Origin of the sequence: Streptomyces sp. NPDC102259 (assembly GCF_044766465.1) — a bacterium.
Classification (GTDB): Bacteria; Actinomycetota; Actinomycetes; order Streptomycetales; family Streptomycetaceae; genus Streptomyces.
On the sequence record NZ_JBIWMA010000001.1, the window covers coordinates 969710 to 993504 of the forward strand.

At 72.2% G+C, this 23795-nt stretch carries 22 protein-coding genes and 1 pseudogene; 7 read left to right on the forward strand and 16 right to left on the reverse strand.

Annotation, left to right across the window (positions count from 1 at the left end):
- Positions 1–103: 103 nt before the first annotated feature.
- Complete coding sequence (locus ACIRPU_RS04275; protein ID WP_403861412.1) at positions 104–1444, forward strand: DUF2252 domain-containing protein; 1341 nt, start codon at positions 104–106, stop codon at positions 1442–1444.
- 25 nt (positions 1445–1469) lie between these two features.
- Here ACIRPU_RS04275 and ACIRPU_RS04280 read toward each other — a convergent pair.
- Positions 1470–2219: pseudogene (locus ACIRPU_RS04280) on the reverse strand (alpha/beta fold hydrolase); the annotation flags it as partial.
- Positions 2220–2376: 157 nt separating this feature from the next.
- On the opposite strand from ACIRPU_RS04280, the gene ACIRPU_RS04285 reads away from it, so the two are divergent.
- Positions 2377–2658: a hypothetical protein gene (locus tag ACIRPU_RS04285; protein WP_355703123.1), complete on the forward strand. Its 282-nt coding sequence runs from the start codon at positions 2377–2379 to the stop codon at positions 2656–2658.
- Between the two features lie 16 nt (positions 2659–2674).
- Here ACIRPU_RS04285 and ACIRPU_RS04290 read toward each other — a convergent pair whose 3' ends face one another.
- From ACIRPU_RS04290 to glnA, 5 genes are all read right to left on the reverse strand, one after another.
- A complete protein-coding gene (locus ACIRPU_RS04290) occupies positions 2675–3280 on the reverse strand; it encodes a hypothetical protein (protein WP_403861416.1) in 606 nt (201 codons plus the stop codon).
- A 2-nt stretch (positions 3281–3282) separates the two neighbouring features.
- On the reverse strand, positions 3283–4203 hold the full coding sequence (gene htpX / locus ACIRPU_RS04295; RefSeq protein WP_384123313.1) for a zinc metalloprotease HtpX: 921 nt from the start codon (positions 4201–4203) through the stop codon (positions 3283–3285).
- A gap of 171 nt (positions 4204–4374) precedes the next feature.
- Entirely contained in the window at positions 4375–5694 is a 1320-nt protein-coding gene (locus ACIRPU_RS04300; RefSeq protein WP_403861419.1) for a hypothetical protein, read from the reverse strand.
- 10 nt (positions 5695–5704) lie between these two features.
- Positions 5705–5962, reverse strand: a complete 258-nt coding sequence (locus tag ACIRPU_RS04305; protein WP_355703198.1) for a hypothetical protein — start codon at positions 5960–5962, stop codon at positions 5705–5707.
- 153 nt (positions 5963–6115) lie between these two features.
- A complete protein-coding gene (glnA, locus tag ACIRPU_RS04310; RefSeq protein ID WP_355703199.1) occupies positions 6116–7525 on the reverse strand; it encodes a type I glutamate--ammonia ligase in 1410 nt (469 codons plus the stop codon).
- A gap of 197 nt (positions 7526–7722) precedes the next feature.
- Here glnA and ACIRPU_RS04315 point away from each other — a divergent pair, with 197 nt between their 5' ends.
- A complete protein-coding gene (locus ACIRPU_RS04315) occupies positions 7723–8190 on the forward strand; it encodes an RDD family protein (protein ID WP_355703200.1) in 468 nt (155 codons plus the stop codon).
- Between the two features lie 100 nt (positions 8191–8290).
- Here the strand turns inward: ACIRPU_RS04315 and ACIRPU_RS04320 are convergent, their stop codons facing one another.
- The 4 genes from ACIRPU_RS04320 to lipB all read right to left on the reverse strand — a co-directional run bounded on the left by ACIRPU_RS04320 (position 8291) and on the right by lipB (position 11485).
- The gene (locus tag ACIRPU_RS04320; protein WP_355703201.1) at positions 8291–8992 is read right to left on the reverse strand and encodes a DUF4191 domain-containing protein; all 702 of its coding nucleotides are present in this window, start codon (positions 8990–8992) and stop codon (positions 8291–8293) included.
- Between the two features lie 78 nt (positions 8993–9070).
- Positions 9071–9271 carry a hypothetical protein gene (locus ACIRPU_RS04325; protein WP_171396819.1) on the reverse strand — a complete coding sequence of 67 codons (201 nt, stop codon included), beginning with the start codon at positions 9269–9271 and terminating at the stop codon, positions 9071–9073.
- A gap of 289 nt (positions 9272–9560) precedes the next feature.
- Entirely contained in the window at positions 9561–10526 is a 966-nt protein-coding gene (gene lipA / locus ACIRPU_RS04330; protein WP_403861425.1) for a lipoyl synthase, read from the reverse strand.
- A gap of 116 nt (positions 10527–10642) precedes the next feature.
- Positions 10643–11485, reverse strand: coding sequence for a lipoyl(octanoyl) transferase LipB (gene lipB, locus ACIRPU_RS04335; protein WP_403861428.1), 843 nt, complete (start codon positions 11483–11485; stop codon positions 10643–10645).
- A 200-nt stretch (positions 11486–11685) separates the two neighbouring features.
- On the opposite strand from lipB, the gene ACIRPU_RS04340 reads away from it, so the two are divergent.
- Positions 11686–13206 (forward strand): regulator, encoded by a 1521-nt coding sequence (locus tag ACIRPU_RS04340; RefSeq protein ID WP_403861431.1) that lies wholly within the window; start codon positions 11686–11688, stop codon positions 13204–13206.
- Between the two features lie 132 nt (positions 13207–13338).
- Here the strand turns inward: ACIRPU_RS04340 and ACIRPU_RS04345 are convergent, their stop codons facing one another.
- The gene (locus ACIRPU_RS04345; RefSeq protein WP_403861434.1) at positions 13339–14757 is read right to left on the reverse strand and encodes an NAD(P)/FAD-dependent oxidoreductase; all 1419 of its coding nucleotides are present in this window, start codon (positions 14755–14757) and stop codon (positions 13339–13341) included.
- Positions 14758–14918: 161 nt separating this feature from the next.
- Positions 14919–15812 (reverse strand): TIGR01777 family oxidoreductase, encoded by an 894-nt coding sequence (locus tag ACIRPU_RS04350; RefSeq protein ID WP_384125305.1) that lies wholly within the window; start codon positions 15810–15812, stop codon positions 14919–14921.
- 71 nt (positions 15813–15883) lie between these two features.
- On the opposite strand from ACIRPU_RS04350, the gene ACIRPU_RS04355 reads away from it, so the two are divergent.
- A complete protein-coding gene (locus tag ACIRPU_RS04355) occupies positions 15884–16381 on the forward strand; it encodes a GNAT family N-acetyltransferase (RefSeq protein ID WP_403861437.1) in 498 nt (165 codons plus the stop codon).
- Positions 16382–16396: 15 nt separating this feature from the next.
- On the opposite strand, the gene ACIRPU_RS04360 is transcribed toward ACIRPU_RS04355, so the two are convergent.
- A complete protein-coding gene (locus ACIRPU_RS04360; protein WP_403861440.1) occupies positions 16397–17581 on the reverse strand; it encodes a MarP family serine protease in 1185 nt (394 codons plus the stop codon).
- A 287-nt stretch (positions 17582–17868) separates the two neighbouring features.
- Here ACIRPU_RS04360 and ACIRPU_RS04365 point away from each other — a divergent pair, with 287 nt between their 5' ends.
- Complete coding sequence (locus ACIRPU_RS04365) at positions 17869–18687, forward strand: peptidoglycan recognition protein (RefSeq protein ID WP_403861618.1); 819 nt, start codon at positions 17869–17871, stop codon at positions 18685–18687.
- A 74-nt stretch (positions 18688–18761) separates the two neighbouring features.
- Positions 18762–19055 carry a hypothetical protein gene (locus ACIRPU_RS04370; protein ID WP_403861624.1) on the forward strand — a complete coding sequence of 98 codons (294 nt, stop codon included), beginning with the start codon at positions 18762–18764 and terminating at the stop codon, positions 19053–19055.
- Between the two features lie 28 nt (positions 19056–19083).
- On the opposite strand, the gene ACIRPU_RS04375 is transcribed toward ACIRPU_RS04370, so the two are convergent.
- From ACIRPU_RS04375 to aceE, 3 genes are all read right to left on the reverse strand, one after another.
- The gene (locus ACIRPU_RS04375; RefSeq protein ID WP_355703290.1) at positions 19084–19605 is read right to left on the reverse strand and encodes a DUF4240 domain-containing protein; all 522 of its coding nucleotides are present in this window, start codon (positions 19603–19605) and stop codon (positions 19084–19086) included.
- A gap of 67 nt (positions 19606–19672) precedes the next feature.
- Complete coding sequence (locus ACIRPU_RS04380) at positions 19673–20716, reverse strand: helix-turn-helix transcriptional regulator (protein WP_403861443.1); 1044 nt, start codon at positions 20714–20716, stop codon at positions 19673–19675.
- A gap of 144 nt (positions 20717–20860) precedes the next feature.
- The gene (gene aceE, locus ACIRPU_RS04385; RefSeq protein WP_403861446.1) at positions 20861–23566 is read right to left on the reverse strand and encodes a pyruvate dehydrogenase (acetyl-transferring), homodimeric type; all 2706 of its coding nucleotides are present in this window, start codon (positions 23564–23566) and stop codon (positions 20861–20863) included.
- Positions 23567–23795 lie beyond the last annotated feature (229 nt).

The following is a 23795-nucleotide window of genomic DNA, read 5'->3' on the forward strand; positions in this document are numbered from 1 at the left end:
GGACGCTCCCCTCACGGCCTTCACTGCGAACAGGAGGCCGGAAGTGTCGTGAACCGGGAAGTGTCGTGGACCGGGAGGCGGATGTGGTGCGAAGGCGACGCGGATGACCACCCCCACCGACCGCGCCCGGCGCGGCCGGGACGCCCGTAAGCGCGTCTCCCGTTCCACCCACGCCCTCTGGCTCCCGTCCGTCGACCGGCCCGACCCCGTCGCCGTGCTGGAGCGGCAGGGCCGCGACCGGCTGCCCGAACTGCTGCCGATCCGGTACGGGCGGATGGCCGCCTCGCCCTTCGCCTTCCTGCGCGGCTCGGCCGCCGTCATGGCCGCCGACCTGGCGTCCCAGCCGCACACCGGGCTGACGGTCCAGCTGTGCGGCGACGCCCACCTGCTGAACTTCGGGTTGTACGCCTCCCCGGAGCGGGGGCTGCTCTTCGACCTCAACGACTTCGACGAGACGTTCCCCGGCCCCTTCGAGTGGGACGTCAAACGGCTCGCCGCCTCCGTCGCGGTGGCCGCCCGCGAGAACGGCCACCCCGAGCCGAAGGTGCACCGCGCCGCCCTGGAGGCCGTGGCCGCCTACCGCACGGCCATCCGGCGGCTGTCCCGGCTCGACGAGCTCGCCGTCTGGTACGAGCGCATCGACGCCGAACGGCTGCTGCCCCTGCTGCGCTCCGCCCGGCGCCGCGGACGGACCGAGGGCAGCCTCACCCGCGCCCGCCGCCGCACCAGCCTCCAGGCCCTCGGCAAACTCACCGAGGTCGTCGACGGACGCCGCCGCATCATCCACGACCCGCCGCTGATCGAACCCGCCGGCGCCTCCGACAGCGCCGCCCTGCGCAAGATCTTCAGCGACTACCGCTCCACCCTCACCGAGGAGCGCCGCCTGCTGCTGGACCGCTACCGCTTCGTCGACGCGGCCCGCAAGGTCGTCGGCATAGGCAGCGTCGGCACCCGCTGCTTCATCGTGCTGCTCGCCGGGCGCGACACCGACGACCCCCTGTTCCTCCAGATCAAGGAGGCCCGCGCGTCCGTCCTGGAGGAGCATCTGCCCAGCGGCCCCTACGCGCATCCCGGCCACCGGGTCGTCGCGGGGCAACGGCTGCTCCAGGCCGCGGGGGACGTCTTCCTGGGCTGGATGACCGGGCCGCAGAGCCGCGCCTTCTACTGGCGTCAGCTGCGCGACCCGAAGGGCACCGCCGGCGTCGCCGGGATGTCCCCGGCCGACCTCGCCGCGTACGCCCGGCTCTGCGGGACCGCCCTGGCCCGCGCCCACGCCCGGTCCGGCGACCGGATCGCCATCGCCGGCTACCTCGGCGGCGCCGAGTCCTTCGACCGCGCCGTCGCCGACTTCGCCCTGGCCTACGCCGACCGGACCGCCGCCGACCACGCGATCCTGGGCACGGCGATCGCGGCGGGCGTGGTGAGCGCGGCGCCGGGCGTCTGAGCGGCGCCGGCCGCCCGGCCGGTCAGGAACGCGTCGCCGTCCACCCGCGCCCGCCCGGCCCGGCCAGCACGGCGGTCACGAACGCGCGCCGGTCGTCCGCGTGGTCCTGGAACCATTGGCCCAACCGGTGCCCCGCGGCGGGCAGTTCGAACCTCGTGTACCGGGCGCGGGTGGCGAGCGCGTCCTGGATCGCCTCGGTCACCTGCGGCGGGATCACCGTGTCCGTGCCCGGCACGGCGAGCACCGCCCGGCCCTCGTAGGCGCGCAGCACGTCGAACGCGGGCGCCTCCCGCCAGCTCCCGGGCCTGCGGATGATCGCGCTGAACTCCCCGTCGCCCTCGCCGAAGGGGACGTCCCACGCCCGCGCCGCGTACACGGCGGGCGCGCACAGGCCCAGGGCCGTCACCCGGTCCCGGTAGAACGCGGCCAGGTCGGCCACCGTCTGCCCGCTCATGCTGAAGCCGACGAGCACCAGCGCCCCGTCCGCCGGGACGTACGCGTCGATCACGGAGACCGCCTGCTCGAAGCGCCGACGCAGGCTCAACTCCCGCAGTTCGCCGCTGCTTTCGCCGTGCCCGGAGAAGTCGAGGGCGAGGGCGCGGCAGCCGCGGACGGCGAACTCGTGGGCCAGCGGCAGGAGTCGCTCCTTGCTGCCGTTGCCGGCGCCGTGCAGCAGAACGACGGTGACCGTTCCCGGCCCCCCGCCGCGCACCCCGCTGAGCCGTTCGCCGTCGTACTCGTGCGTGAAAGGAGACAGTTCGCTCATGGGCCCCATTCATTCATGGGCCCGGCTCAGTCATGGGCCCCGCTCATTACGGGGCTCGGGCAGAAAAGCAGATGCACGTTGAGTGACGGAGTCCGTACGCTGAAGGCACCCACCCACCCCTCTCACCACGCTCAGTCACCATCCTTGCCCAGGAAGGAGGTACACCATGGGCACCGTCGTTCTCTCCGGGGCCGTCGTCCTGGTGGTCCTGGGATTCGGAAACCCGCTCTACTGGCTCGCCGCGGCGGGCGTGCTGTTCCTGTACGTGCGGTACGGGCTCGGCTCGTCCGCGCCGTCCGCGCCCGGCCCCGCGCCGAGCGCGGGAACCGCGCCGACGTCGTACAAGGCCTACCGCGACCGCCGTGACAAGCAGGCCAAGTGGGAGCGCCGCTACCGTCGCGAGCGCCCCCTGGAGTCCCGCCGTCAGGAGCGCGAGCGCAGCAAGTAGGCCGCCCGACGCCCCTCTACAGGCCGGGGGCTCCCCACACCGGGAACCAACGGCCCAGGTCCTGCTCGATCCGCAGGTCGCTCGCGAGGGTGGCCTGCACCTGCAGCTCCAGTGCGCCGTCGCGCCGCTGTCCCGTACCGGGCAGCGGCGCGAACGGGTAGAAGGAACCCCGCTTGTACAGGTACACGAGCGCCAGTCGGCGACCGTCCGCCTCCCGCGCCGCTCCCCGCTGCTCCTCGAACCCGGCCAGTGAGCACAGCAGCTGCGGCCCGAAGCCGTTGACCTCCATCGCGCTGTTCACCGCGTGCAGGTCGTTGACCAGGAGCGGCAGCTGGTCGGGGGCGCGCTGCGAGACCAGCCAGGAGTACCCGTAGTCGTCCCGCACGAGCCGCACCGGGGGACCGGTGCGCTCGGTGTCCGCGTCGAGGAGCGCCTGGACCTCGCGGTGCGTCTGCTCGAAGGCCGAGCCCTCGACGGTCGCGAAGCACACGGCACCCTGCCCGGTCGGGGTGAACCCGGCCGCCGCCTCCAGCGTCACCGCAGCCGAAGGCAGCGCGAACAGCTGGTCCAGGTCGGGCACGACCGGTTTGGTGCGGCCGAGCAGGATGTCCAGCAGCCCCATGATCAGCCCGCCTTCCCCGGAGCGGCCGCCTCGCCCAGCTCGGCGGAGATCCGCCCCAGCTGCGCGAGCCGCTGCTCCAGGCTCGGGTGGGTCGAGAACAGCCCCGCCAGACCGGGCTCGGCGCCCAGTGCCGGGGTGAAGTAGAAGGCGTTGAAGGCCTGGACCGTCCGCAGGTCCTTGGTGGGGATACGGGCCAGGTCGCCGGAGACCTTCGTCAGCGCGGAGGCCAGCGCCGAGGGCCGGCCGGTCAGCTGTGCCGCCGCCCGGTCCGCCGCCAGCTCCCGGTACCGGGACAGGGCCCGGATGAGCAGGAAACTGATCGCGTACACGGCCGCCGAGACACCCATCACGGCGGCGAACACGACCGCGGCGTTCTGGTCCCTGCGCGCGCCGCCGAACACCTGCGAGTAGAACGCGAACCGCACGATCAGCCCCGCGATCACGCCCAGGAACGACGCGACCGTGATCACCGCCACGTCCTTGTGCGCCACATGCGACAGCTCGTGCGCGAGCACGCCCTCCAGCTCGGCCGGCTCCAGCCGCCCCAGCAGCCCCGTCGTCACGCACACCACCGCGTGGTCGGGATTCCGCCCGGTCGCGAACGCGTTCGGCATGCCCATCTGGGAGACGGCGACCACCGGCTTCGGCATGTCCGCGATCGCGCACAGCCGGTCGATCACGGCATGCAGTTCGGGATACTCCTCGCGCTCCACGACCCGCCCACGCATCGCGAACAGCGCGACCCGGTCGGAGAACCAGTACTGCGCGCCCAGCATCGCCACCGCGACGACCGCGACCAGCACCCATGACTTCAGCAACACGATCAACGCGGCGACGAACGCCACGTACAACAGCCCGAGCAGGAACAACGTGACCGTCATCCGCACGGTCAGCCGCCGGTCGCTCCGGAAACGGCTCTGCATCTGCATCACCCCGCAGTCAGGCACTCGTCCCACTGCCAGTGTGCACCGTGCCACGCCCATGAACGGTCCCCGAACGAACCTAGGCGGAGCAAAAGCTCCCTGTGAACAACCGGCGCGAACGCCGGCGCGAATGCCGGCGCGAACGCCGACGCGGATCCGCCCCGGCCGGCCTCAGCTTCGTGCGGCCCGTGCTGCCCGCGCCGCCCGCTGCCTCAGCTCGTCGTCGGGATCGTCCCGCAGCGGGATCAGGGCACGCCGCCCCACGGCCCCACCTCGCTCCACGGCCAGCCGGAAGGCGGCGATCCGCACCTGCCGGGGCCAGGCGGCGCCGAGCCTTTCGACGAGCCACTCCTGCGGCACCAGTCCCGCCGAGGGCAGCACCGCCGCGGTCACCTCCCGCACCACGCGCGGCGCCGGGTCGTCGAGCAACGGCAACAGCCGCCGCGCGTCGGCCGCGTCCAGCACGCGCAGCCCGGCCACGGCCCCCGCCCGCACGCCCGCGGCCGGATGCCGGACCAGCGACCACAGCGCCTCCCCGTCACTCCGCTCCCCGCACTCCGCGAGCCCGATGACGGCGCCCGGCGGCAGGGTGGCATCGCCCCGCTCCGCGCACCGCTCCCGGTACCAGGCCGACGGATCGCCCCCGTGCTGCCGTACGACGTAGCGCGCGCAGGCCCGCACGAGTCCCGCCCGGTCGGCCAGGAACCCCACGGCCCGCTCCGCCCGCCCGGCCCGCCGCAGCGCGGTCACCCCGGCGGAACGGACCCGCGGGTCGCGCGCGGCGAGCAGCGGCTCGAGTACGTCGTCGTGGTCCTCGTCCGTCATGGCGGCCAGGGCGGCGTCCGCGCACAGGTTCTGGACGACGGTGTCGTCGTCCTGCGCGGCGACGCGGGCCAGCTCGCCGGGGGAGAGGAGCCGCTGCTCGACCGCGAGCCGGTACGCGAACCGGCGTACGGTGCGATCGGAGTCGGTGAACAGCGTCGTAAGGACCTCACGAGGTGCCTCGCGCAGCCGTCTGTCGGCCAGGCCGAGGGCGAATTCGCCCCGCTCCCGACGCCCGACGCGCAGGATCAGGGGCAGGAGGGCCACGGCCCGCCCGGCGTCGAGCTCCTCGCCCAGCCGCAGGCGAGCCTGTCTCCGTACGGGTTCCACCCAGTCGGCGCACCGCACGACCAGCAGCGGCAGCAGATCGGGGTGCCCGTCCATCCGCCACAGTGCCGCCGCCCGGATCCGGCCGTCCCGGTGGCACAGTGCGAGGGCGAGCTGCGACTCGCTGAGCGGCTCGCCTGCCTGCATGGCGGCGGTCAGCGTGCGCCCGGCCTCGTTCCACTCCCATTCCGGCAGATAGTGCGCGTTCCAGTGGAGCGGGCGGACGCCCGCGTCCAGTGCCGTCCAGGCGGCCGGGGCGCCGCAGTCGAGCGCCTCCCGCAGGGGCGTGCCCCCGGCGAGCCGCACCGCCGTCGCCGACCCGCCCGTGATGTCCTCCCGCACCCCCCGCACCTCAGTACTGCGCCCGGAACCGCGTGTACCCCAGCAGGAGGATCACCGCGGCCACGCAGCCCAGCACGAGTGCCGTCGACAGCCATGACGACCGGGGCGATGCCACCCGGTCCGGGTCGCCGCGGAACGGGACCGGCTCGGGTGGGTTCTCCTTCCAGCGGGCGGCCAGCATCCTGGCCCGCGCCGAGGGCTCCTTGTGCGCCGCGTCGTCCGCCCACTTGAGGTCGAACTCCCGCTCCACATCGTCCTGTTCGGGCATTCCCGTATCTCCCCCGTCACCTCTGTCGAGGTCTTCTTCGAACAGCAGTGCCAGAAACCATACGACGACGCCCCCGTCCCTGAGAAACAGGAACGGGGGCGTCGGCACAGCGCGGAGGGCAGAAGACGCACGGGCCTGTCGGCCCGGGTCCGATCACACGTCGAAGTACAGCTCGAACTCGTGCGGGTGCGGGCGCAGCTGGAGCGGGGCGATCTCGTTGGTGCGCTTGTAGTCGATCCACGTCTCGATCAGGTCGGACGTGAAGACGTCACCGGCGAGCAGGAACTCGTGGTCCGCCTCGAGGCGGTCCAGAACGGCCGGGAGCGAGGTCGGGACCTGCGCGACGCCCGCGTGCTCCTCGGGGGCCAGCTCGTAGAGGTCCTTGTCGATCGGCTCGGCCGGCTCGATCTTGTTCTTGATGCCGTCCAGGCCCGCGAGCAGCAGGGCGGAGAACGCCAGGTACGGGTTGCCGGAGGAGTCGGGCGCGCGGAACTCGACGCGCTTGGCCTTCGGGTTGGAGCCCGTGATCGGGATACGCATGGCCGCGGAGCGGTTGCGCTGCGAGTACACCAGGTTGACCGGAGCCTCGAAGCCCGGGACCAGACGGTGGTAGGAGTTCACCGTCGGGTTGGTGAAGGCCAGCAGCGACGGGGCGTGCTTGAGGATGCCGCCGATGTAGTAGCGGGCCATGTCCGACAGGCCCGCGTAACCGGCCTCGTCGTAGAAGAGCGGGGAGCCGCCGGTCCACAGCGACTGGTGGACGTGCATGCCCGAGCCGTTGTCGCCGAAGATCGGCTTCGGCATGAAGGTCGCGGTCTTGCCGTTGCGCCAGGCGACGTTCTTCACGATGTACTTGAAGAGCTGGAGGTCGTCGGCCGCGGCGAGCAGCGTGTTGAACTTGTAGTTGATCTCGGCCTGGCCGGCGGTGCCCACCTCGTGGTGCTGGCGCTCGACCTGGAGGCCGGACGCGGCCAGCTCCAGGGAGATCTCCGCACGCAGGTCGGCGAAGTGGTCGACCGGCGGGGTCGGGAAGTAGCCGCCCTTGTAGCGGACCTTGTAACCGCGGTTGTTCTCGACCGCACCGGTGTTCCAGGCGCCGGCCTCGGAGTCGATGTGGTAGAAGGACTCGTTCGCCGAGGTCTGGAAGCGCACGCTGTCGAAGACGTAGAACTCGGCCTCGGGGCCGAAGTACGCGGTGTCGGCGATGCCGGTCGACGCCAGGTACGCCTCCGCCTTCTTCGCCACGTTGCGCGGGTCGCGGGAGTACTGCTCGCCCGTGATCGGGTCGTGGATGAAGAAGTTGATGTTCAGCGTCTTGTCACGGCGGAAGGGGTCCACGCGCGAGGTCGACAGGTCGGCGCGCAGCGCCATGTCGGACTCGTGGATGGCCTGGAAACCGCGGATCGACGAGCCGTCGAAGGCCAGCTCCTCGTCCGGGTCGAACGCCTCGACCGGCAGCGTGAAGTGCTGCATGACGCCCGGCAGGTCGCAGAAGCGGACGTCGACGAACTTGACGTCCTCGTCCGCGATGAACTTCTTGGCCTCGTCGGCGTTCTGGAACATCCAGCTCCTCCTACTCCCGGCCGTCGAGCCGGGGTGGTAGTTCGTTCGTGCGGCCAGTGCGGTGGCACACGCTGTCATCGACCCTAGGGACGGGTGATTTCTCGGGCGTGACCCATTTGTTTCGCACAAGTTAACCGGAGCCTGCCCGGTGTACCCCACCTGTCCGTATCGCGAAACGGGCGCAGTACCGTGGTCGGGTGGACAACAGGGATGCAATCGGCTCGTGGCTCTCGGGCCCCCGCGCGGCCGCTGAGGAAGCCGGTGTCGACTTCGGATACAGGGGCGAGCAGCTCGGTCTGCCGGAGCACGGGCCGGGCTCGATCGCCCGCCCCGGCCGTCGGCTCGGAGCGCTGGCCGTGGACTGGGGCTTCGGTGTCTTGATCGCATACAGCTTGATCACGGACGGCTACCGCCCGGCGACGAGCAACTGGGCTCTGCTCGTCTTCTTCGTGCTGAGCGTCCTGACGGTCGGTACGGTCGGCTCCACCCCGGGCAAGCGTCTGTTCGGCCTGCGCGTGGTGTCCGTCGAGACCGGCACGGTCAACCCGCTGCGCGCCGTGGCGCGCACGATCCTGCTCTGCCTGGCCGTCCCCGCCCTGGTCTGGGACCGGGACGGCCGCGGCCTGCACGACCGCCTGGCCCGCACGGTGGAAGTCCGGATCTGAGTCTCCGCCACGACGAAGAGGTACGGAGTGGGTCTCCGCCACGACGAAGGGGGCGCCCGGAATCATCCGGGCGCCCCCTTCGTGACGTGGAGAAGGTGACTCAGCGGGCCTTGCCGCCGCCCTTCGGTAGGCGCATGCCCTTGGGCATCGGACCCTTCGGCAGCGGCATGTTGCTCATCAGGTCGCCCATGGCGCGCAGCCGGTCGTTGGTGGCCGTCACCTGCGGGCCGGCCAGGACCCGCGGGTACTTCAGCAGGGTGGTGCGCAGCTTCTTCAGCGCGACCTGGCCCTCGCCCGTACCGACGATCACGTCGTGCACCGGCACGTCCGCGACGATGCGGTTCATCTTCTTCTTCTCGGCGGCCAGCAGGCTCTTCACCCGGTTCGGGTTGCCCTCGGCGACCAGGACGATGCCGGCCTTGCCGACGGCCCGGTGCACCACGTCCTGGCTGCGGTTCATCGCCACCGCGGGGGTGGTCGTCCAGCCCCGGCCGATGTTGTCGAGGACGGCCGCGGCGGCGCCCGGCTGGCCCTCCATCTGACCGAAGGCGGCCCGCTCGGCCCGGCGTCCGAACACGATCGCCGTCGCGAGGAAGGCGAGCAGGAAGCCCAGGATGCCCAGGTAGACCGGGTGGCCGATCAGGAAACCGATCGCGAGAAAGACGCCGAAGGTGATGAGGAAGACACCCGCAAGGACAAAACTGATCGTCTTGTCGGCCTTATGGGTCATCTTGAACGTCAGGGCGATCTGCTTCAGTCGCCCGGGGTTAGCGGCGTCCGCCGCGCTGTCACTTCTCGCCATGCCGCAAAGTCTACGTGGCCCCGGAAGCGCCTACGACGGCAGGAGGGGAGGTGTGGGGAGTGTGGGGAGGAGGGCGGGTCAGGGACGGGCGGAGGTGACCGCCTCGAGGACGCGCTGCGCCTCGACCCGGTCCTTGGCGCGACGGCGGTCCTCCAGCACGGAGGTCCACGCGTTACGTCGGGCGGTGCGCTGGCCGCTGCTCATGAGCAGCGACTCGACGGCGCGCAGTGCGGTGCTGAAGGTCGGGATCGCGGTGGCGCGAACGGGCGCGGCCTGCATGGTGGGTGTCCCCCTCGGACGGCTTCGGGTACGGGGTTTTTCGGGGCTGTGTTCTACGTGACGTGATACCAGCGTCACTGTTCGGTGTTACCAGGGCGTGACCGACCGGTCAAACACGAATGAAACCTTGATGCGCAGGGCCGAAACGCTGACGCGGCCCCGGCGTACGCCCTCAGCTGCGAGGACGGCCGGAGCCGCGTCAAATCGGTCACTACTGGCGAGTAGCAGCTTGTGCGTGAATTCACACACTCGGCCTGCGGCCGTACGGCGCAAGAGGACTGACGTCGCGTCAGACGGCCTGCGAGGCGATGAACGCACCACGCTTCTCGACGGCCATCCGGTACAGGCGCCCGGCACGGTAGGAGGACCGTACCAGCGGGCCCGACATCACGCCGGAGAAGCCGATCTGCTCGGCCTCCTCCTTCAGCTCCACGAACTCGTGCGGCTTGACCCAGCGCTCCACCGGGTGGTGCCGCACGGAGGGCCGCAGGTACTGAGTGATGGTGACCAGCTCGCAGCCGGCCTCGTGCAGCTGCCGGAGCGCGTCACTGACCTCCTCGCGGGTCTCGCCCATCCCGAGGATCAGGTTCGACTTGGTGACGAGCCCGTAGTCGCGGGCCGCGGTGATGACGTTCAGCGAACGCTCGTAACGGAAGCCGGGCCGGATCCGCTTGAAGATCCGCGGCACGGTCTCGACATTGTGTGCGAACACCTCGGGCCGCGAGGAGAAGACCTCCGCCAGCTGCTCCGGAACGGCGTTGAAGTCGGGGGCGAGCAGCTCCACCTTCGTGCGCCCGGCCTCCCGCTCGGCGGTCTGCGCGTGGATCTGCCGGACCGTCTCGGCGTACAGCCAGGCCCCGCCGTCCTCCAGGTCGTCGCGGGCGACGCCGGTGATGGTGGCGTAGTTCAGGTCCATCGTGACGACGGACTCGCCGACGCGCCGCGGCTCGTCACGGTCCAGCGCCTCGGGCTTGCCGGTGTCGATCTGGCAGAAATCGCAGCGCCGCGTGCACTGGTCGCCGCCGATCAGGAAGGTCGCCTCACGGTCTTCCCAGCACTCGTAGATGTTGGGACAGCCGGCTTCCTGGCACACGGTGTGCAGCCCCTCGCTCTTCACGAGGTTCTGCATCTTGGTGTACTCGGGACCCATTTTCGCCCGGGTCTTGATCCACTCGGGCTTGCGCTCGATGGGGGTCTGGCTGTTGCGGACCTCCAGGCGCAGCATCTTGCGTCCGTCGGGTGCGACTGCGGACACGTCGGCTCCCTGCCTGTCTGCGTAGACTTTCGATTCTTCGGCGTACACCAGGGTACGCCCGTGTTTAGCGGGTTCTGCTGTGAGGCCAACCTCAGAGCCGAGGGGCCCATTCCCGGTCAGGCGGTCGCCTTCTCGATCTCCCGCGGCTTCGGTTCCGCGGTTTCGAGGACGTCCTTCAGATGCCGCTCCACCACCGGCAGCACCTCGTCGATCGTGACGTCCCGGCCCAGCTCGTTCGCCAGCGAGGCGACCCCCGCGTCCCGGATCCCGCACGGGATGATCCGGTCGAACCACTTGTTGTCCGGGTTCACGTTGAACGAGAAACCGTGCATCGTGACGCCCTTGGCGACCCGGATCCCGATCGCCGCGATCTTGCGGTCCTCGCGCCGCTGGCCCGCGTTCGAGGGGGCGTACTCCGGGCCGTTGAGCCGCGGGTCGAACTCCTCGTCGGTGAGCCGGGGGTCGAAGTCCAGCGCCAGGCCGCCGAGCGAAGGGCGCCGCTCCACCGGATCGCCGAGCACCCACACCCCGCTGCGGCCCTCGACCCGGGAGGTCTCGAGGCCGAACTCCGCGCACACCCGGATCAGGGCGTCCTCCAGGCGCCGCACATGGGCGACGACGTCCACCGGCCGCGGCAGCTTGAGGATCGGGTAGCCCACCAGCTGGCCCGGCCCGTGCCAGGTGATCTTGCCGCCGCGGTCCACGTCCACGACCGGGGTGCCGTCCAGGGGGCGCTCGTCATCGGCGGTGCGCCGGCCCGCCGTGTACACGGGGGGATGCTCCAGGAGCAGCACGGTGTCCGGTACCTCGTCGGTGAACCGCGCCGCGTGCACGCGGCGTTGCTCGTCCCACGCCTCCTGGTACTCGACAGCGTCCCCGCCGAACCCCATCCGGACGAACCGCAGCTCGCTCACGGCAAGCGCCTCCCTGGAAAGTCGTAAGGCACGAACCGCGCCCACGCCACTGTACGTCCGCGCGCTCCGCGTCAGCCCTGGGGTCAATCCTCACACGATCGGATGAATGAACGTCGATATGTGCGACCGGCTGCTTACGCTCCGCTACATTCGCGCCGTTCACGAGGCCAAAAGGGCTGCTCACCGCAGCAGGGCACTTCATCCGGGCACGTCAAAGGCCCGGGAGGCAGGAGACCGCACCGCAGATGACGGAACGACCCGCCCAGCGCACTCCCAACCGTCAGCTCGCCGCGCTCATCGCAGAAGCGGGCTTCTCCAACGCGGGACTGGCCCGTCGCGTCGATCAGCTCGGCCTCGAACACGGGCTGGACCTCAGATACGACAAGACGTCCGTCACCCGGTGGCTGCGCGGGCAGCAGCCCCGGGGCACCACCCCCGCGCTCATCGCCGAGGTCTTCACCCGGCGCCTGGGCCGCCGCCTCACCGCCCAGGATCTCGGCCTGGACGCCTGCGCCCCCGTCTACGCGGGCCTGGAGTTCGCCGGCACCCCGGAGGAGGCCATCGACATCGTCGGCGGACTCTGGCGCAAGGACTCCGGCAGCCACGCCGAGCTGCGCAAGATCTCCTTCACCCCGGCCGGGCTCGTCGTGCCGAGCCGGGACTGGCTGATCGGGCGGGCCGACGAGAAGGTCGCCCGCAGCGAGCCGCCCGCCCGGGTACCCGTCCAGAGCCGTCCCGCGCTCCGGCCCCCCGCGTCCCAGCAGCTCGCGTCCGCGCCGCCCATGGTGGCGCCGGCCCAGGTGCCTGCGGGTACGGCTGCCGTCCCCCGGCAGCGAGGCGGGGGCAGCGAGCGGAACCTCGGCCAACGGGTCACCGGCGGCGACATCTCCGCGCTCCGCTCGGTGGGCGAGCTCTTCCGCACCCTCGACGACCGGTACGGCGGCGGCCACGCCCGCCAGGCCCTCGTGCGCTACCTGGAGCACGAGTGCGAGCCGATGCTGCGCGGCGCCTACGGCGAGCAGACCGGCCGGCGGCTGTTCGGCGCGGCCGCCGACCTGACCCGCCTCGCGGGCTGGACCTCCTTCGACATCGCCGCGCACGGCCTGGCCCAGCGCTACTTCGTCCAGGCCCTGCGCCTCTCCCAGGCGGCCGGGGACCGGGCGTACGGCTCCTTCGTCCTCGTCACCATGAGCCGCCAGGCCGTCTATCTCGGCCACGGGCGCGAGGCCGTGCAGCTCGCGCGGGTGGCCCAGCAGGGGGTCGGCACGGGCGCCCCGGCCGTCGTGCAGGCGCTGCTGCACGCGGCGGAGGCGCGCGGGCACGGGGTGCTCGGCGAGGTGCGTGCCTCGACCGCCGCCCTCGTCCGCGCCGAACGCGCGCTGGAGGCGGCCAAGTCCGGCGACGAGGTGCCGCACTGGGCGCGCTTCTTCGACGAGGCGCAGCTCGCCGACGAGTTCGGGCACTGCCACCGCGACCTCCAGCAGTTCAGGGCGGCGGCCCAGCACGCCGAACGCTCCCTCCAGCTGCGTCCCGCCGCGCACGCCCGCAGCCGGCTGTTCTGCCGGGTCGTCCTCGCCTCCGCCCGGCTCGGCCTCGGCGAACTCGACCAGGCCTGCCAGCTGGCCGCGGAGGCCGCCGGGCAGGCGGCGGAGATGCGGTCCGTACGCGCCCTGGAGTACGTCCGGGACTTCGAACGCAGGCTGGAGCCGTACAAGGACGCGGCCCCGGCCCGCACCTACCGCGACAAGGTCGCGGCCCTGGGCTGACCCCCACCCCGGGGCTCCGCCTCCAGACCCTCGGCCCCTGGCCGTTCGCCTTTCCACTGACCGAGACGGGTGGTGGGTGGCACAGGCCGGGGTCTGGGGGCGGAGCCCCAGGAGGGGGGCGCCGGCCACCGCTCAGGCCGCTGCCTGCTCCCGCTGGACCGTCGGCAACGGTTCGGCGGCGTGCAGTGAACCGGCGGCGCCCAGATCGGAGACGATCGCCGCCGCGGCCCGGTACGCCGAGTGCAGCGCGCCCTGCACGGTGCTGGTGTCCCGATGGTCGCCGCACACGTACAGGCCCGCCAGCAAGCGCACCGCCCGCCGCAGATCGTGCGGCGCCCGCATCGCGGGCACGGCCTCGGCGGTGTGATGCACGGCCAGCGTCTCCCAGCGCGCGGTCGAGGTGCCGTACAGCCGGGACAGATGCATGCGTACGGCGGTGTCGACGCCCGGCGGCGGTGTGCCGAGGACCGTGGACGAGATCAGCGCGCGTCCCGCGGGCGCGCGGCTGGGGTCGACCCGGCTGACCACGGCGGTGTGCGCGACGGGCCCGCTCCGGTCGGCGTCGAGGAGCAGCGACGCGCCGGTCGCGGGCGGGTCGTCCGTCGTGTGGTGGACGACCGTCACCGGATGGAAGTCGGGCACCCGCAGGCCGGGCAGCAGCTCCGCCGCGGTGCGCGCGTCGGTGGCGACCAGCACGGCGCGGCAGCGGAACTCGCCGTGTTCGGCGGTGGTCACCGAGGTCGTGGAGACCGAGGTGACCCGCACCCCGGTGTGCACGGTGCCCGGCGGCAGCGTCCGGGCGAGCAGCTCGGGCAGCACCTCGGCCCCGCCCTCCGGCAGCGACAGCCGGCCGGCCGCGAAGGCGCGCAGCGCGAGGTCGGCGCACCGGCTGGAGGTGGTGAGGTCCGGGTCGCAGAGCAGAGCCGCGAGCAGCGGACGCAGGAAGCCGTCGATCGTGCGGGCGGGCAGACCCCGGGCCGCGAGGGCCTGGGCGGCCGGCGACTCCGGGCGGCGCATCAGCCGTTCGGCGGGGGTCGCCGCGAGCCGGGTGAGCGCGGCGCCCAGCCGGGCCTGGTCCACGGCGGTGCCCAGCGGCGCCCCCGCCCGCACCCTGGGCGGGGGCGCCGGCCGGAGCTGCGCGGCCGGGGAGCCGCCGGCGCGCGGCCTGGGCAGCGCGCCCGACCGGGGAACGCTCGCCAGGGCGCGCACGGCGTGCAATGCGCCCCTTGCGCTCCCCGCGCCCGCCTGCGCGCCCGCGCGGTGATGGCGCCCGTCGCTGTGCAGCAGGACCCCCGGCGCGAACGGACGCAGGACGAGCGCGTCCAGCCCCGGTGTCCGGGCCAGTTCCGGATACGCCGTGGACAGCAGCTGCCCGATGCGGTCGAGCCGGAACCCGTCGACCTTCTCCGTCGACATGCGGCCGCCTACGTAAGGAGCGGCCTCCAGGACTGCGGTCGTTACTCCTGCGCTGGCCAGCCGGTGCGCGGCGGAGAGTCCGGCGACACCGGCTCCCACTACGACGACGTCTGCCTGGTACGCGGGCTCAAGCACGTGCCCCTCCTCGAGGTTGCGCGGCCGGTGGAGACGTCATGCCCCCAACAGCCGTCCCGGATACCCGAGTTCGGGTCGAGGTTAGGGCCGTGATCGGTCAGGAACAGTCGCGCATGGACAGGGCACGGTCGCACGGCGGTCGCATATGGTCACGTGAAGGATCAGGCTGCCCGGATGGCGTCCTCGATCCCGGGGAACGCGAAGGTGAACCCGGACTCCAGCAGCCGCTTCGGCACCACCCGCGCGCTGCCCAGCACGTCCCCCGCCATCTCGCCCAGCACCGAGCGCAGCACCGGCGCCGGGACCGCGAACAGCGTCGGCCGACGCAACACCCGCCCCATCGCCTCGGTGATCTCCCGGTTCGTCAACGGCTCGGGCGCGGTCAGGTTGAACGGTCCCGACAGGTCGTCCCGGTCGAGCAGATGCCGGATCGCCGCCACCTCGTCGTGCAGCGCGATGTACGACCAGTACTGCCGGCCGTCGCCCATCCGCCCGCCGAGCCCGGCCGTGAAGAGGGGGAACAGCTTGCCCCAGGCCCCCCCGCCGCGCGCCACGACCAGCCCGGTCCGGGTGAGGACCGTACGGACGCCCGCCTCCCGGGCGGGCCCCGCGGCGGCCTCCCACTCCACGCACAGCTCCGGCAGGAAGCCGCTCCCGGCGGGTGAGTCCTCGTCCACCACCCGCTCGCCCGTCTCGCCGTACAGACCCATCGCGCTGCCGTTCACGAAGACCCGCGGCCGTTCGTCGAGCGAGGCGACGGCCTTCGCCAGCGCCGTCGTACCGTGCACCCGGCTGTCGTGGATCCGCTTCTTGTACGCGTCGCTCCAGCGCCGGTCGCCGACCCCCGCCCCGGCCAGATTGACCACGGCGGCGCACCCGGCGAGCCCGGCCGTGTCCACCCGCCCCCGTTCGGGATCCCAGCGCACCTCGTCCGCGCCCCGGGGCGCATGGCGCACGAGCCGTACCACCTGGTGTCCGTCCGCGGTCAGGGACCGCACCAGGGCACTGCCGATCAGGCCGGACGCACCGGCCACCGCGATTCGCTCACGTTCCATGCGGCCATCCTGCCCGGTGGCCGGACAAAACCCCGGTCCGGTCGTCGGCTCCCCGCCATAGGGTGACGGCCATGCCCGAACCTTCCGCGCCCCGTATCCGCACCGCACGGCCCGCCGACGCCGAGTCGCTGGCCCTCGTCGACCGTCTGACCTGGTCCCCTCTGCACGCGGTCATGCCCGAGCCGGAGCCGCCGTACGCCCCCTTCTTCGACGAGCGCCACGTCCCCGAGGACTATCTGGTCGCCGAACTCGACGACCGTGTCATCGGTTACGTCCGCCTCGCCCCGCCCACCCCGCTCGCCTGCAACGCACACGTGCGGCAGATACAGGGCCTCGCCGTCCTCGACGAGGGGCGCGGCCGGGGCGTCGGACGGGCGCTGATCCGGGCCGCCTTCGAGGAGGCCCGCCGACAGGGCGCCCGCCGGATCACCCTGCGCGTCCTCGGCCACAACACCCCGGCCCGCAAGCTCTACGAGTCCGAGGGGTTCGTGGTGGAGGGCGTCCTGCCGGAGGAGTTCCTGCTGGCCGGGGAGTACGTGGACGACGTGTTCATGGGGCGCCCGCTGTAGGGTGCCGCGCACGGCTCAGGAGGTCGCCAGCTTGCCCGTGTCCACCGGCTCGGTCGCCTTCGCCGCCCGCTCGGCGTCGCCGGCCACCTCGGCCGCCGTCAGCACGTACCCCGTCTCGTCGTCGGAGGTGGAGCGGGCGAAGACGACGCCGTAGACCCGGCCCGCGGTGGTCAGCAGCGGGCCGCCGGAGTTGCCGGGGCGGACGGTGGAGCGGATCGAGTAGATCTCCCGGGTGACGATCTCGTCGTTGTAGATGTTCCGGCCGGTCGCCTTCACCCGGTTCGCGACCGTCGCCGCCTGGAGGTTCAGGTCGCCGTCCTGCGGATAGCCGGCGACGACGGCGGAGTCCCCGCGCGAGGCGTCGTCGTCGAAGCTCAGGACCGGGGCCCTCAGGTCCGGCACGTACAGCACGGCCACGTCCTTGTCCGGGTCGAAGAGCACCACGCGCGCGTCGTACGACCGGCCCACGCCGCCGATCCGCACGGTCGGGTCGTCGATGCCCGCCACCACGTGCGCGTTGGTCATCACATGCTCGCTCGCGTACACGAAGCCGCTGCCCTCGCGGCCCTGGTCGCCCGAGACGCCCTCGATCTTCACCGTGCTCAGCTTGGCCGCCTCCGTCGCGCTCGGTGTGACGCTGTCGCCGGTGGGCTTGGCGACCTCGGCCGTCGACTCGTTCTCGAACGGGTTGAAGACCTGCGGGAAGCCCGCCTGGGTCAGCGCCGAGGTGGCCCGCGCGAACCAGTTGGGCGTGGTGTCGGGCATGGCGTCCTGCACGGCCCCCAGCAGCCGGGAGTCCCGTATGGACGACGTGACCACCGGGGACGAGGACGCGCCCAGCACGCTCGCCGCGACCCACGCCACGATCAGCACCGCCACCGCGTTCGCCGCCGCCCCGCCGACCCCGTCGGCCACCCTGAGAGGACCGCGGTCCAGCTCCCGCCGCAACCGCAGCGCCAGCCGCCCCGCCAGCTCGTGCCCGGCCACCGCGGGGAGGAGGACCGTGACCACCGCCGTCACCGTCGACGCCGTCGTGCCCGGCGTCACCAGGTCCATCAGCCACGGCAGGACCCACACGCCGATCACCGCGCCGCCCACGAACCCGGCGAGCGAGACACAGCCGGCCACCAGTCCACGCCGGTAGCCGGATCCGGCGTAGGCCAGGATCACCAGCACCAGCAGGATGTCGAGCAGGTCCACACGGCCGCCTTTCTTTTGGAACCCCCGGTCGGTGAGTACGTGCGGGAAGGGCCCAGTGATCAGCTACCCATCGATCACGCGCGTGTGACCGTCCGAATCGGCCACGCGTGCGTGTACCCCGAAAAACGTCGTGGACCGGGAGGATGGTTCCACCAGGTGGCACAGCACACATCGCGGACGGGCCGGAACCGGTCGACAGTGGGTTCATGTGTGCGCTCCGACCGGCCGCCCGCGGCGCGCGGGGAACGCGGGGACGGCGCCCGGCGCGGATACCGGGCCCGCTCCTCGTGCTCCTGGGCTGCCTGCCCGGGCTCGCCGCGGTGGCCGCCCTGGGGCTGTGCGCGGGCGGCGTCGACCACGCGACCACGGCCGCGTCGGGCGCCCGCCCGCCCGCCGCCCGGCCCGCCACCGCCCATCCGGCGCTCCGGCCGCCCATCGTGCCCCGCGCCGCCTGGCTGGACGGCCTCGCCCGGCACGCGCAGCCGCCCCCGCGCTACGACGACAAGGTCGTCGCCGTCTTCGTGCACCACACCGACTCGCCCAACGGCTACGCCTGCGCCGACGCGCCCCGGATCATCCGCTACCTGTACGCGGGCCAGACCGGCGCCCGGGACTGGGACGACATCGGCTACAACTTCCTCGTCGACCGCTGCGGCACGATCTACGAGGGCCGCGCGGGCGGCGTCGACCGGGCCGTCACCGGCGCTCACACCCAGGGCTTCAACCACCGCACGGCCGGCATCGCCGCGCTCGGCACGTTCACCGCCGGGGTGCCGGTGCCGCAGGCGATGGTCGACTCGATCGCCGCCCTGGCCGCGTGGAAACTCGGGCTGTCCGACGTCGACCCGCGCACGGACGTCCGGCTCACCTCCAGCAACAGCCGCAGCCGGTACGCCTCCGGCACCAGCGCCACCCTGCCCGCCCTGGCCGGGCACCGGGACGGCTACATGACCAGCTGCCCCGGCGCCGCCCTCACCGCCCGCCTTCCGGAGATCCGCGCGACGGCGGCCCGCCTCCAGGGCAGAACAGCCGCCGGAACCACCGCCAAAACCACCGCCGGAACCACCGCCGGAACGGCAGCCGGAACTCTCACAGGAACGCCTTAGGCGACGTTCAGGGTTCTCCCATTCCCGCGTTCTACGGTCATGCACAACACAAACCGACCGGAGGGGTGGGGATCATGAACAGCAGTCGTAACCGGTCCACGGAGATCACGGCCGACGCGGGAACCACGGCCGACGCGGGAACCACGGCCGACGCGCGGCCCGCGGAGCAGAGCCCGGGCTGGAGCAGGGCCGCCCGCAGCCCCTGGACCGTGCTCTGCGCCGTCGCAGCGGTCGTCCTGGGCCCGGCCGCGACCACCGCCTCCGCCCTGGAGCAGGCCAACAGGGCGCCGATGCACCACGCGGTGCGGGTCGATCAGTCGCAGGCGTACATCCCGACGGACAGCACCCGCCGCAAGCTCGCCGTGTGAGGGCCGACGCGGGTCACTCCGTGGAGCGTCACTCCTTGAAGCGCTGCCACAGCCGGGGATACCGCTCGGCCAGCGCCCCCTCGTTCTCGAAGGCGACCGGCGTGCCCTCGGGTTCGGCGGGCGCGGGCGGGATGCCCAGGTCCGGGGCGACGGTCCCGGTGAGCTGCTCGTAGGCCTCGTCGGCCGCGTAGCCGAGTTCCTCGGCGTCCCCGTCGATCTCCTCGTCGAAGTCGTCCAGCAGATCGGCGAGCGAGTCCGGGTCGCCGTGCAGGGCCCCCTCGAAGACCTCGCGGCCCTGTCCGATCAGCCAGCACCGGAAGAAGTCGAAGGCGTCGTCGCTGGCCCCGTCCAGCAGCAGCCAGGCCGCGCCCCACAGGTCCCAGCGGTAGGCGCGGTTGTAGCGGGACTCGAAGTGCCGGGCGAAGTCGAGCACGGACTCCGGGTCCAGCCGGAGCAGCCGCTCCACGAGCAGATCCGCCTGCTCCTCCGGGTCGCCCCCGGCGGCCTCGCGGGAGGCGTCGACCAGCTCCCAGAACTCCGTCTCGTCCATCACGCGTCCAGCATCGTGCCTCGCAGTGCGCCACGCACCCGGAGTGCCGGGGATTCCGGCGGGATCCTCACCCTTCCCGACGCCCGTAGAGCTCCGTCAGCCGTATCGCGTCCGCGGCGAACCGCTCCCGGAGCGTGGCCGGGGAGAGCACCTCGGCCTCCGGCCCCAGCGCCGCGAGCTGCGTGTGCGCCACTTCCTCCGACTCGACCCGCAGGGTGACCGTCACCCGGCCCGTCCCGTCCGGCTCCGGGGCACCCGCCAGCGCGTCCCGGGCGGCCACCGGATCCACGGCGTACGGCAGGTCGCGCACCCCCGCCGCGGAGAGCCGCAGGACCACCTCGGCCCGCAGGATCGAGCGAGCGAACCGCTCGGCCTGCGCACCCCAGAACCCGGGCAGATCGAAGCCCTCGTCCCTGCTGAAACGATCCTCCTGGACGTCGGCCCCGACGAACCGGTCGATGCGGTAGGTCCGGAACGCCCCCGTCCCCGTTCCTGTCCCCGCCCCCGCCCCCGTCCCCGTTCCTGTCCCCGTCCCCGCTCCCGCCCCGCCGACCCGGGCGCACAGATACCAGACCCCCGCCTTGAGCACGAGCCCGTACGGCTCCAGCTCCCGCACCACCTCACTCTCCCCGCGCCGGTAGCGGGCCCGCAGGCACCGGTCGTCCCACACCGCCTCCGCGATCACCGGCAGCAGGGTCGGCGCCGCCGGCTCCCGGAACCAGGCGGGCGCGTCCAGATGGAACCGCTGCGCCGCCGTACGCGGGGCGTCCCGCAGGGAGGGCAGCAGGGCCGCCGACACCTTCAGCCGCGCGGCCGACGCGATGTCCTCGAGTCCCATCTCCCGCAGCGCCCCCGGCACCCCGCTCAGGAACAGCGCCTCGGCCTCACCGCGCCCCAGCCCCGTGAGCCGCGTCCGATATCCCCCGACGAGCCGGTAACCCCCGGCCCGCCCCCGCTCCGCGTACACCGGCACGCCCGCCTCGGACAGCGCATGCGCGTCCCGCGTGACGGTCCGCTCCGACACCTCCAGTTCCCGGGCCAGTTCGGACGCGGTCATGGTGGGCCGGGACTGGAGCAGGAGCACCATTTTGATGAGGCGGGCAGCGCGCATGCGCTCATCTTGCCGGGTCGTCGGCGCCCACCGGGAAGAAGACGATACGGCGATACGGCGAAGGGGCCCGGCGAGCTTCAGCCGCCGGGCCCCTTCACCGTTTCACCGTTTCACCGTTTCACCGTTTCACCGAGAACCCCGGGCCTACAGCCCGTAACGCTCGCGCGCTTCCTTCACCGCGGTGGCCTTGACCTCGCCGCGGCGGGCGAGCTGGGCCAGGGCCGCGACGACGATCGACTGCGCGTCGACGCCGAAGTGGCGGCGGGCCGCCTCACGGGTGTCGGAGAGGCCGAAGCCGTCCGCGCCCAGCGAGGACCAGTCCTGCTCGACCCACTGCGCGATCTGGTCCGGGACCTGGCGCATGTAGTCGGAGACCGCGAGGACCGGGCCCTCGGCGCCCTGGAGGGCCTGACGGACGTACGGCAGGCGCTCCTCGCCGCGCAGGAGGGCCGCGTCGGCCTCCAGCGCGTCACGGCGCAGCTCGGTCCAGGAGGTCGCGGACCACACGTCGGAGGCCACACCCCACTCCTCGGCGAGCAGCCGCTGTGCCTTCAGGACCCAGTGGATCGCCGTTCCGGAGCCGAGGAGCTGGATGCGGGGGGCGTTGGCCGCCGCCACCTCCACGCCCGCCGACTCCGCCGTGTTGAAGCGGTACAGGCCCTTGAGGATGCCCTCGTCGACACCGGGGGCGGACGGCTTGGCCGGCTGCGGCATCGGCTCGTTGTAGACCGTCAGGTAGTAGAAGACGTTCTGGTCCTCGCCCGGGGCCGCCTCGCCGTACATCCGGCGCAGACCGTCCTTGACGATCGCCGCGATCTCGTACGCGAACGCCGGGTCGTAGCTGAGGGCGGCCGGGTTGGTCGCGGCGATGACCGGGGAGTGGCCGTCGGCATGCTGGAGGCCCTCGCCCGTCAGGGTCGTACGGCCGGCCGTGGCGCCGACGAGGAAGCCGCGGCCGAGCTGGTCGCCGAGCTGCCACATCTGGTCGGCCGTGCGCTGCCAGCCGAACATCGAGTAGAAGATGTAGAACGGGATCATCGCCTCACCGTGCGTGGAGTACGCGGTGGACGCGGCGATGAAGTCGGCCATCGAACCGGCCTCGGTGATCCCCTCGTTGAGGATCTGGCCGTTCTTGGCCTCCTTGTAGTACATCAGCTGGTCGCGGTCGACCGGCTCGTACGTCTGGCCCTTGGGGGAGTAGATCCCGAGCGACGGGAACAGGCTCTCCATGCCGAAGGTGCGCGCCTCGTCGGGGACGATCGGCACCCAGCGCTTGCCGGTCTCCTTGTCGCGGACCAGGTCCTTGACCAGGCGGACGAAGGCCATGGTGGTGGCGATGTTCTGGGCGCCGGAGCCCTTGTCGAAGGAGGCGAACGCCTTGTCGGCGGGGGCCGGCAGCGGGGCGAGGGCGTGCGTACGGCGGGCCGGGGCCGGGCCGCCGAGGGCCGCGCGGCGCTCCTGGAGGTAGCGGACCTCGGGGGAGTCGGCGCCCGGGTGGCCGTAGGGGACCACGCCGTCGACGAACCGGCTGTCCGAGATCGGCAGCTCCAGCAGGTCGCGCATCGTCTTGAACTCGTCCACCGAGAGCTTCTTCATCTGGTGGTTGGCGTTCTTCGACGCGAAGCCCTCACCGAGGGTGTGGCCCTTGACCGTCTGGGCCAGGATGACCGTCGGGGCGCCCTTGAACTCCACGGCCGCCTTGTAGGCCGCGAACACCTTGCGCGCCTCATGACCACCGCGGGAGAGGTGGAAACACTCGAGGATCTTGTCGTCGCTCAGCAGCTTCGCCAGTTCGACGAGCGCCGGGTCCTTGCCGAAGAAGTCCTCGCGGATGTAGGCGGCGCCACGCGTCTGGTACGTCTGCACCTGGGCGTCCGGTACCTCGCGCAGCCGGCGCACGAGCGCGCCCGTGGTGTCGAGCTGGAACAGCTCGTCCCAGGCGGAGCCCCACAGCGACTTGACCACGTTCCAGCCCGCGCCGCGGAACTGGGCCTCCAACTCCTGCACGATCTTGAAGTTCGCGCGGACCGGGCCGTCGAGGCGCTGGAGGTTGCAGTTGATGACGAAGGTGAGGTTGTCGAGACCTTCGCGGGAGGCGAGTGCGAGTGCCGCCGTCGACTCGGGCTCGTCCATCTCGCCGTCACCGAGGAACGCCCACACGTGGGACGCGGAGACGTCCTTGATGCCGCGGTTGGTGAGATAGCGGTTGAAGCGCGCCTGGTAGATGGCGGAGAGCGGGCCGAGGCCCATCGACACCGTCGGGAACTCCCACAGCCAGGGCAGCCGGCGCGGGTGCGGGTACGACGGGAGGCCTTCGCCGCCCGCCTCCTGGCGGAAGTTGTCGAGGTGCTGCTCGGTCAGCCGGCCGTCGAGGAAGGCGCGGGCGTAGATGCCGGGGGAGGCGTGGCCCTGGATGTAGAGCTGGTCGCCCGAGCCGTCGGCCTCCTTGCCCTTGAAGAAGTGGTTGAAGCCGGTCTCGTAGAGCCAGGCGGCGGAGGCGAAGGTGGCGATGTGGCCGCCGACGCCGTGTTTGCTGCCTCGGGTCACCATCGCGGCCGCGTTCCAGCGGTTCCACGCGGTGATCCGGCGCTCCATCTCCTCGTCACCGGGCGCGGACGGCTCGGCGGCGGTGGGGATGGTGTTGACGTAGTCCGTCTCGAGCAGCTTGGGCAGCGCGATGCCGTTGCCCTCGGCACGCTCCAGCGTGCGGCGCATCAGGTATGCGGCACGGTGCGGCCCGGCCGCCTTGGCGACCGCGTCCAGGGAGGCCTGCCATTCGGCGGTCTCCTCCGGGTCCCGGTCGGGGAGCTGGTCGAGCGCGCTCGGCTGGATGGCCTGGGGGTCGGTCATGTCGCCGCCTTCCTCAGTCGAAGGGGGTTCCCTGTGAGGGTGATCCTGGGGGTGCCCTTGGTCTTTGGCAGGACAGGGCGTGGGCTCCGGCGCGATGCCATGGGTGGCTCCGTCCGTGGCCCGTCGGCGACTGTAACCCCCTGATCGATGATCGATCAAAGGGTTGAAGGGCAAAACCTCTCGATTGCGAGAAAGTAGGCACGGCGTGCCTTTCGGACAGGCACCCCGT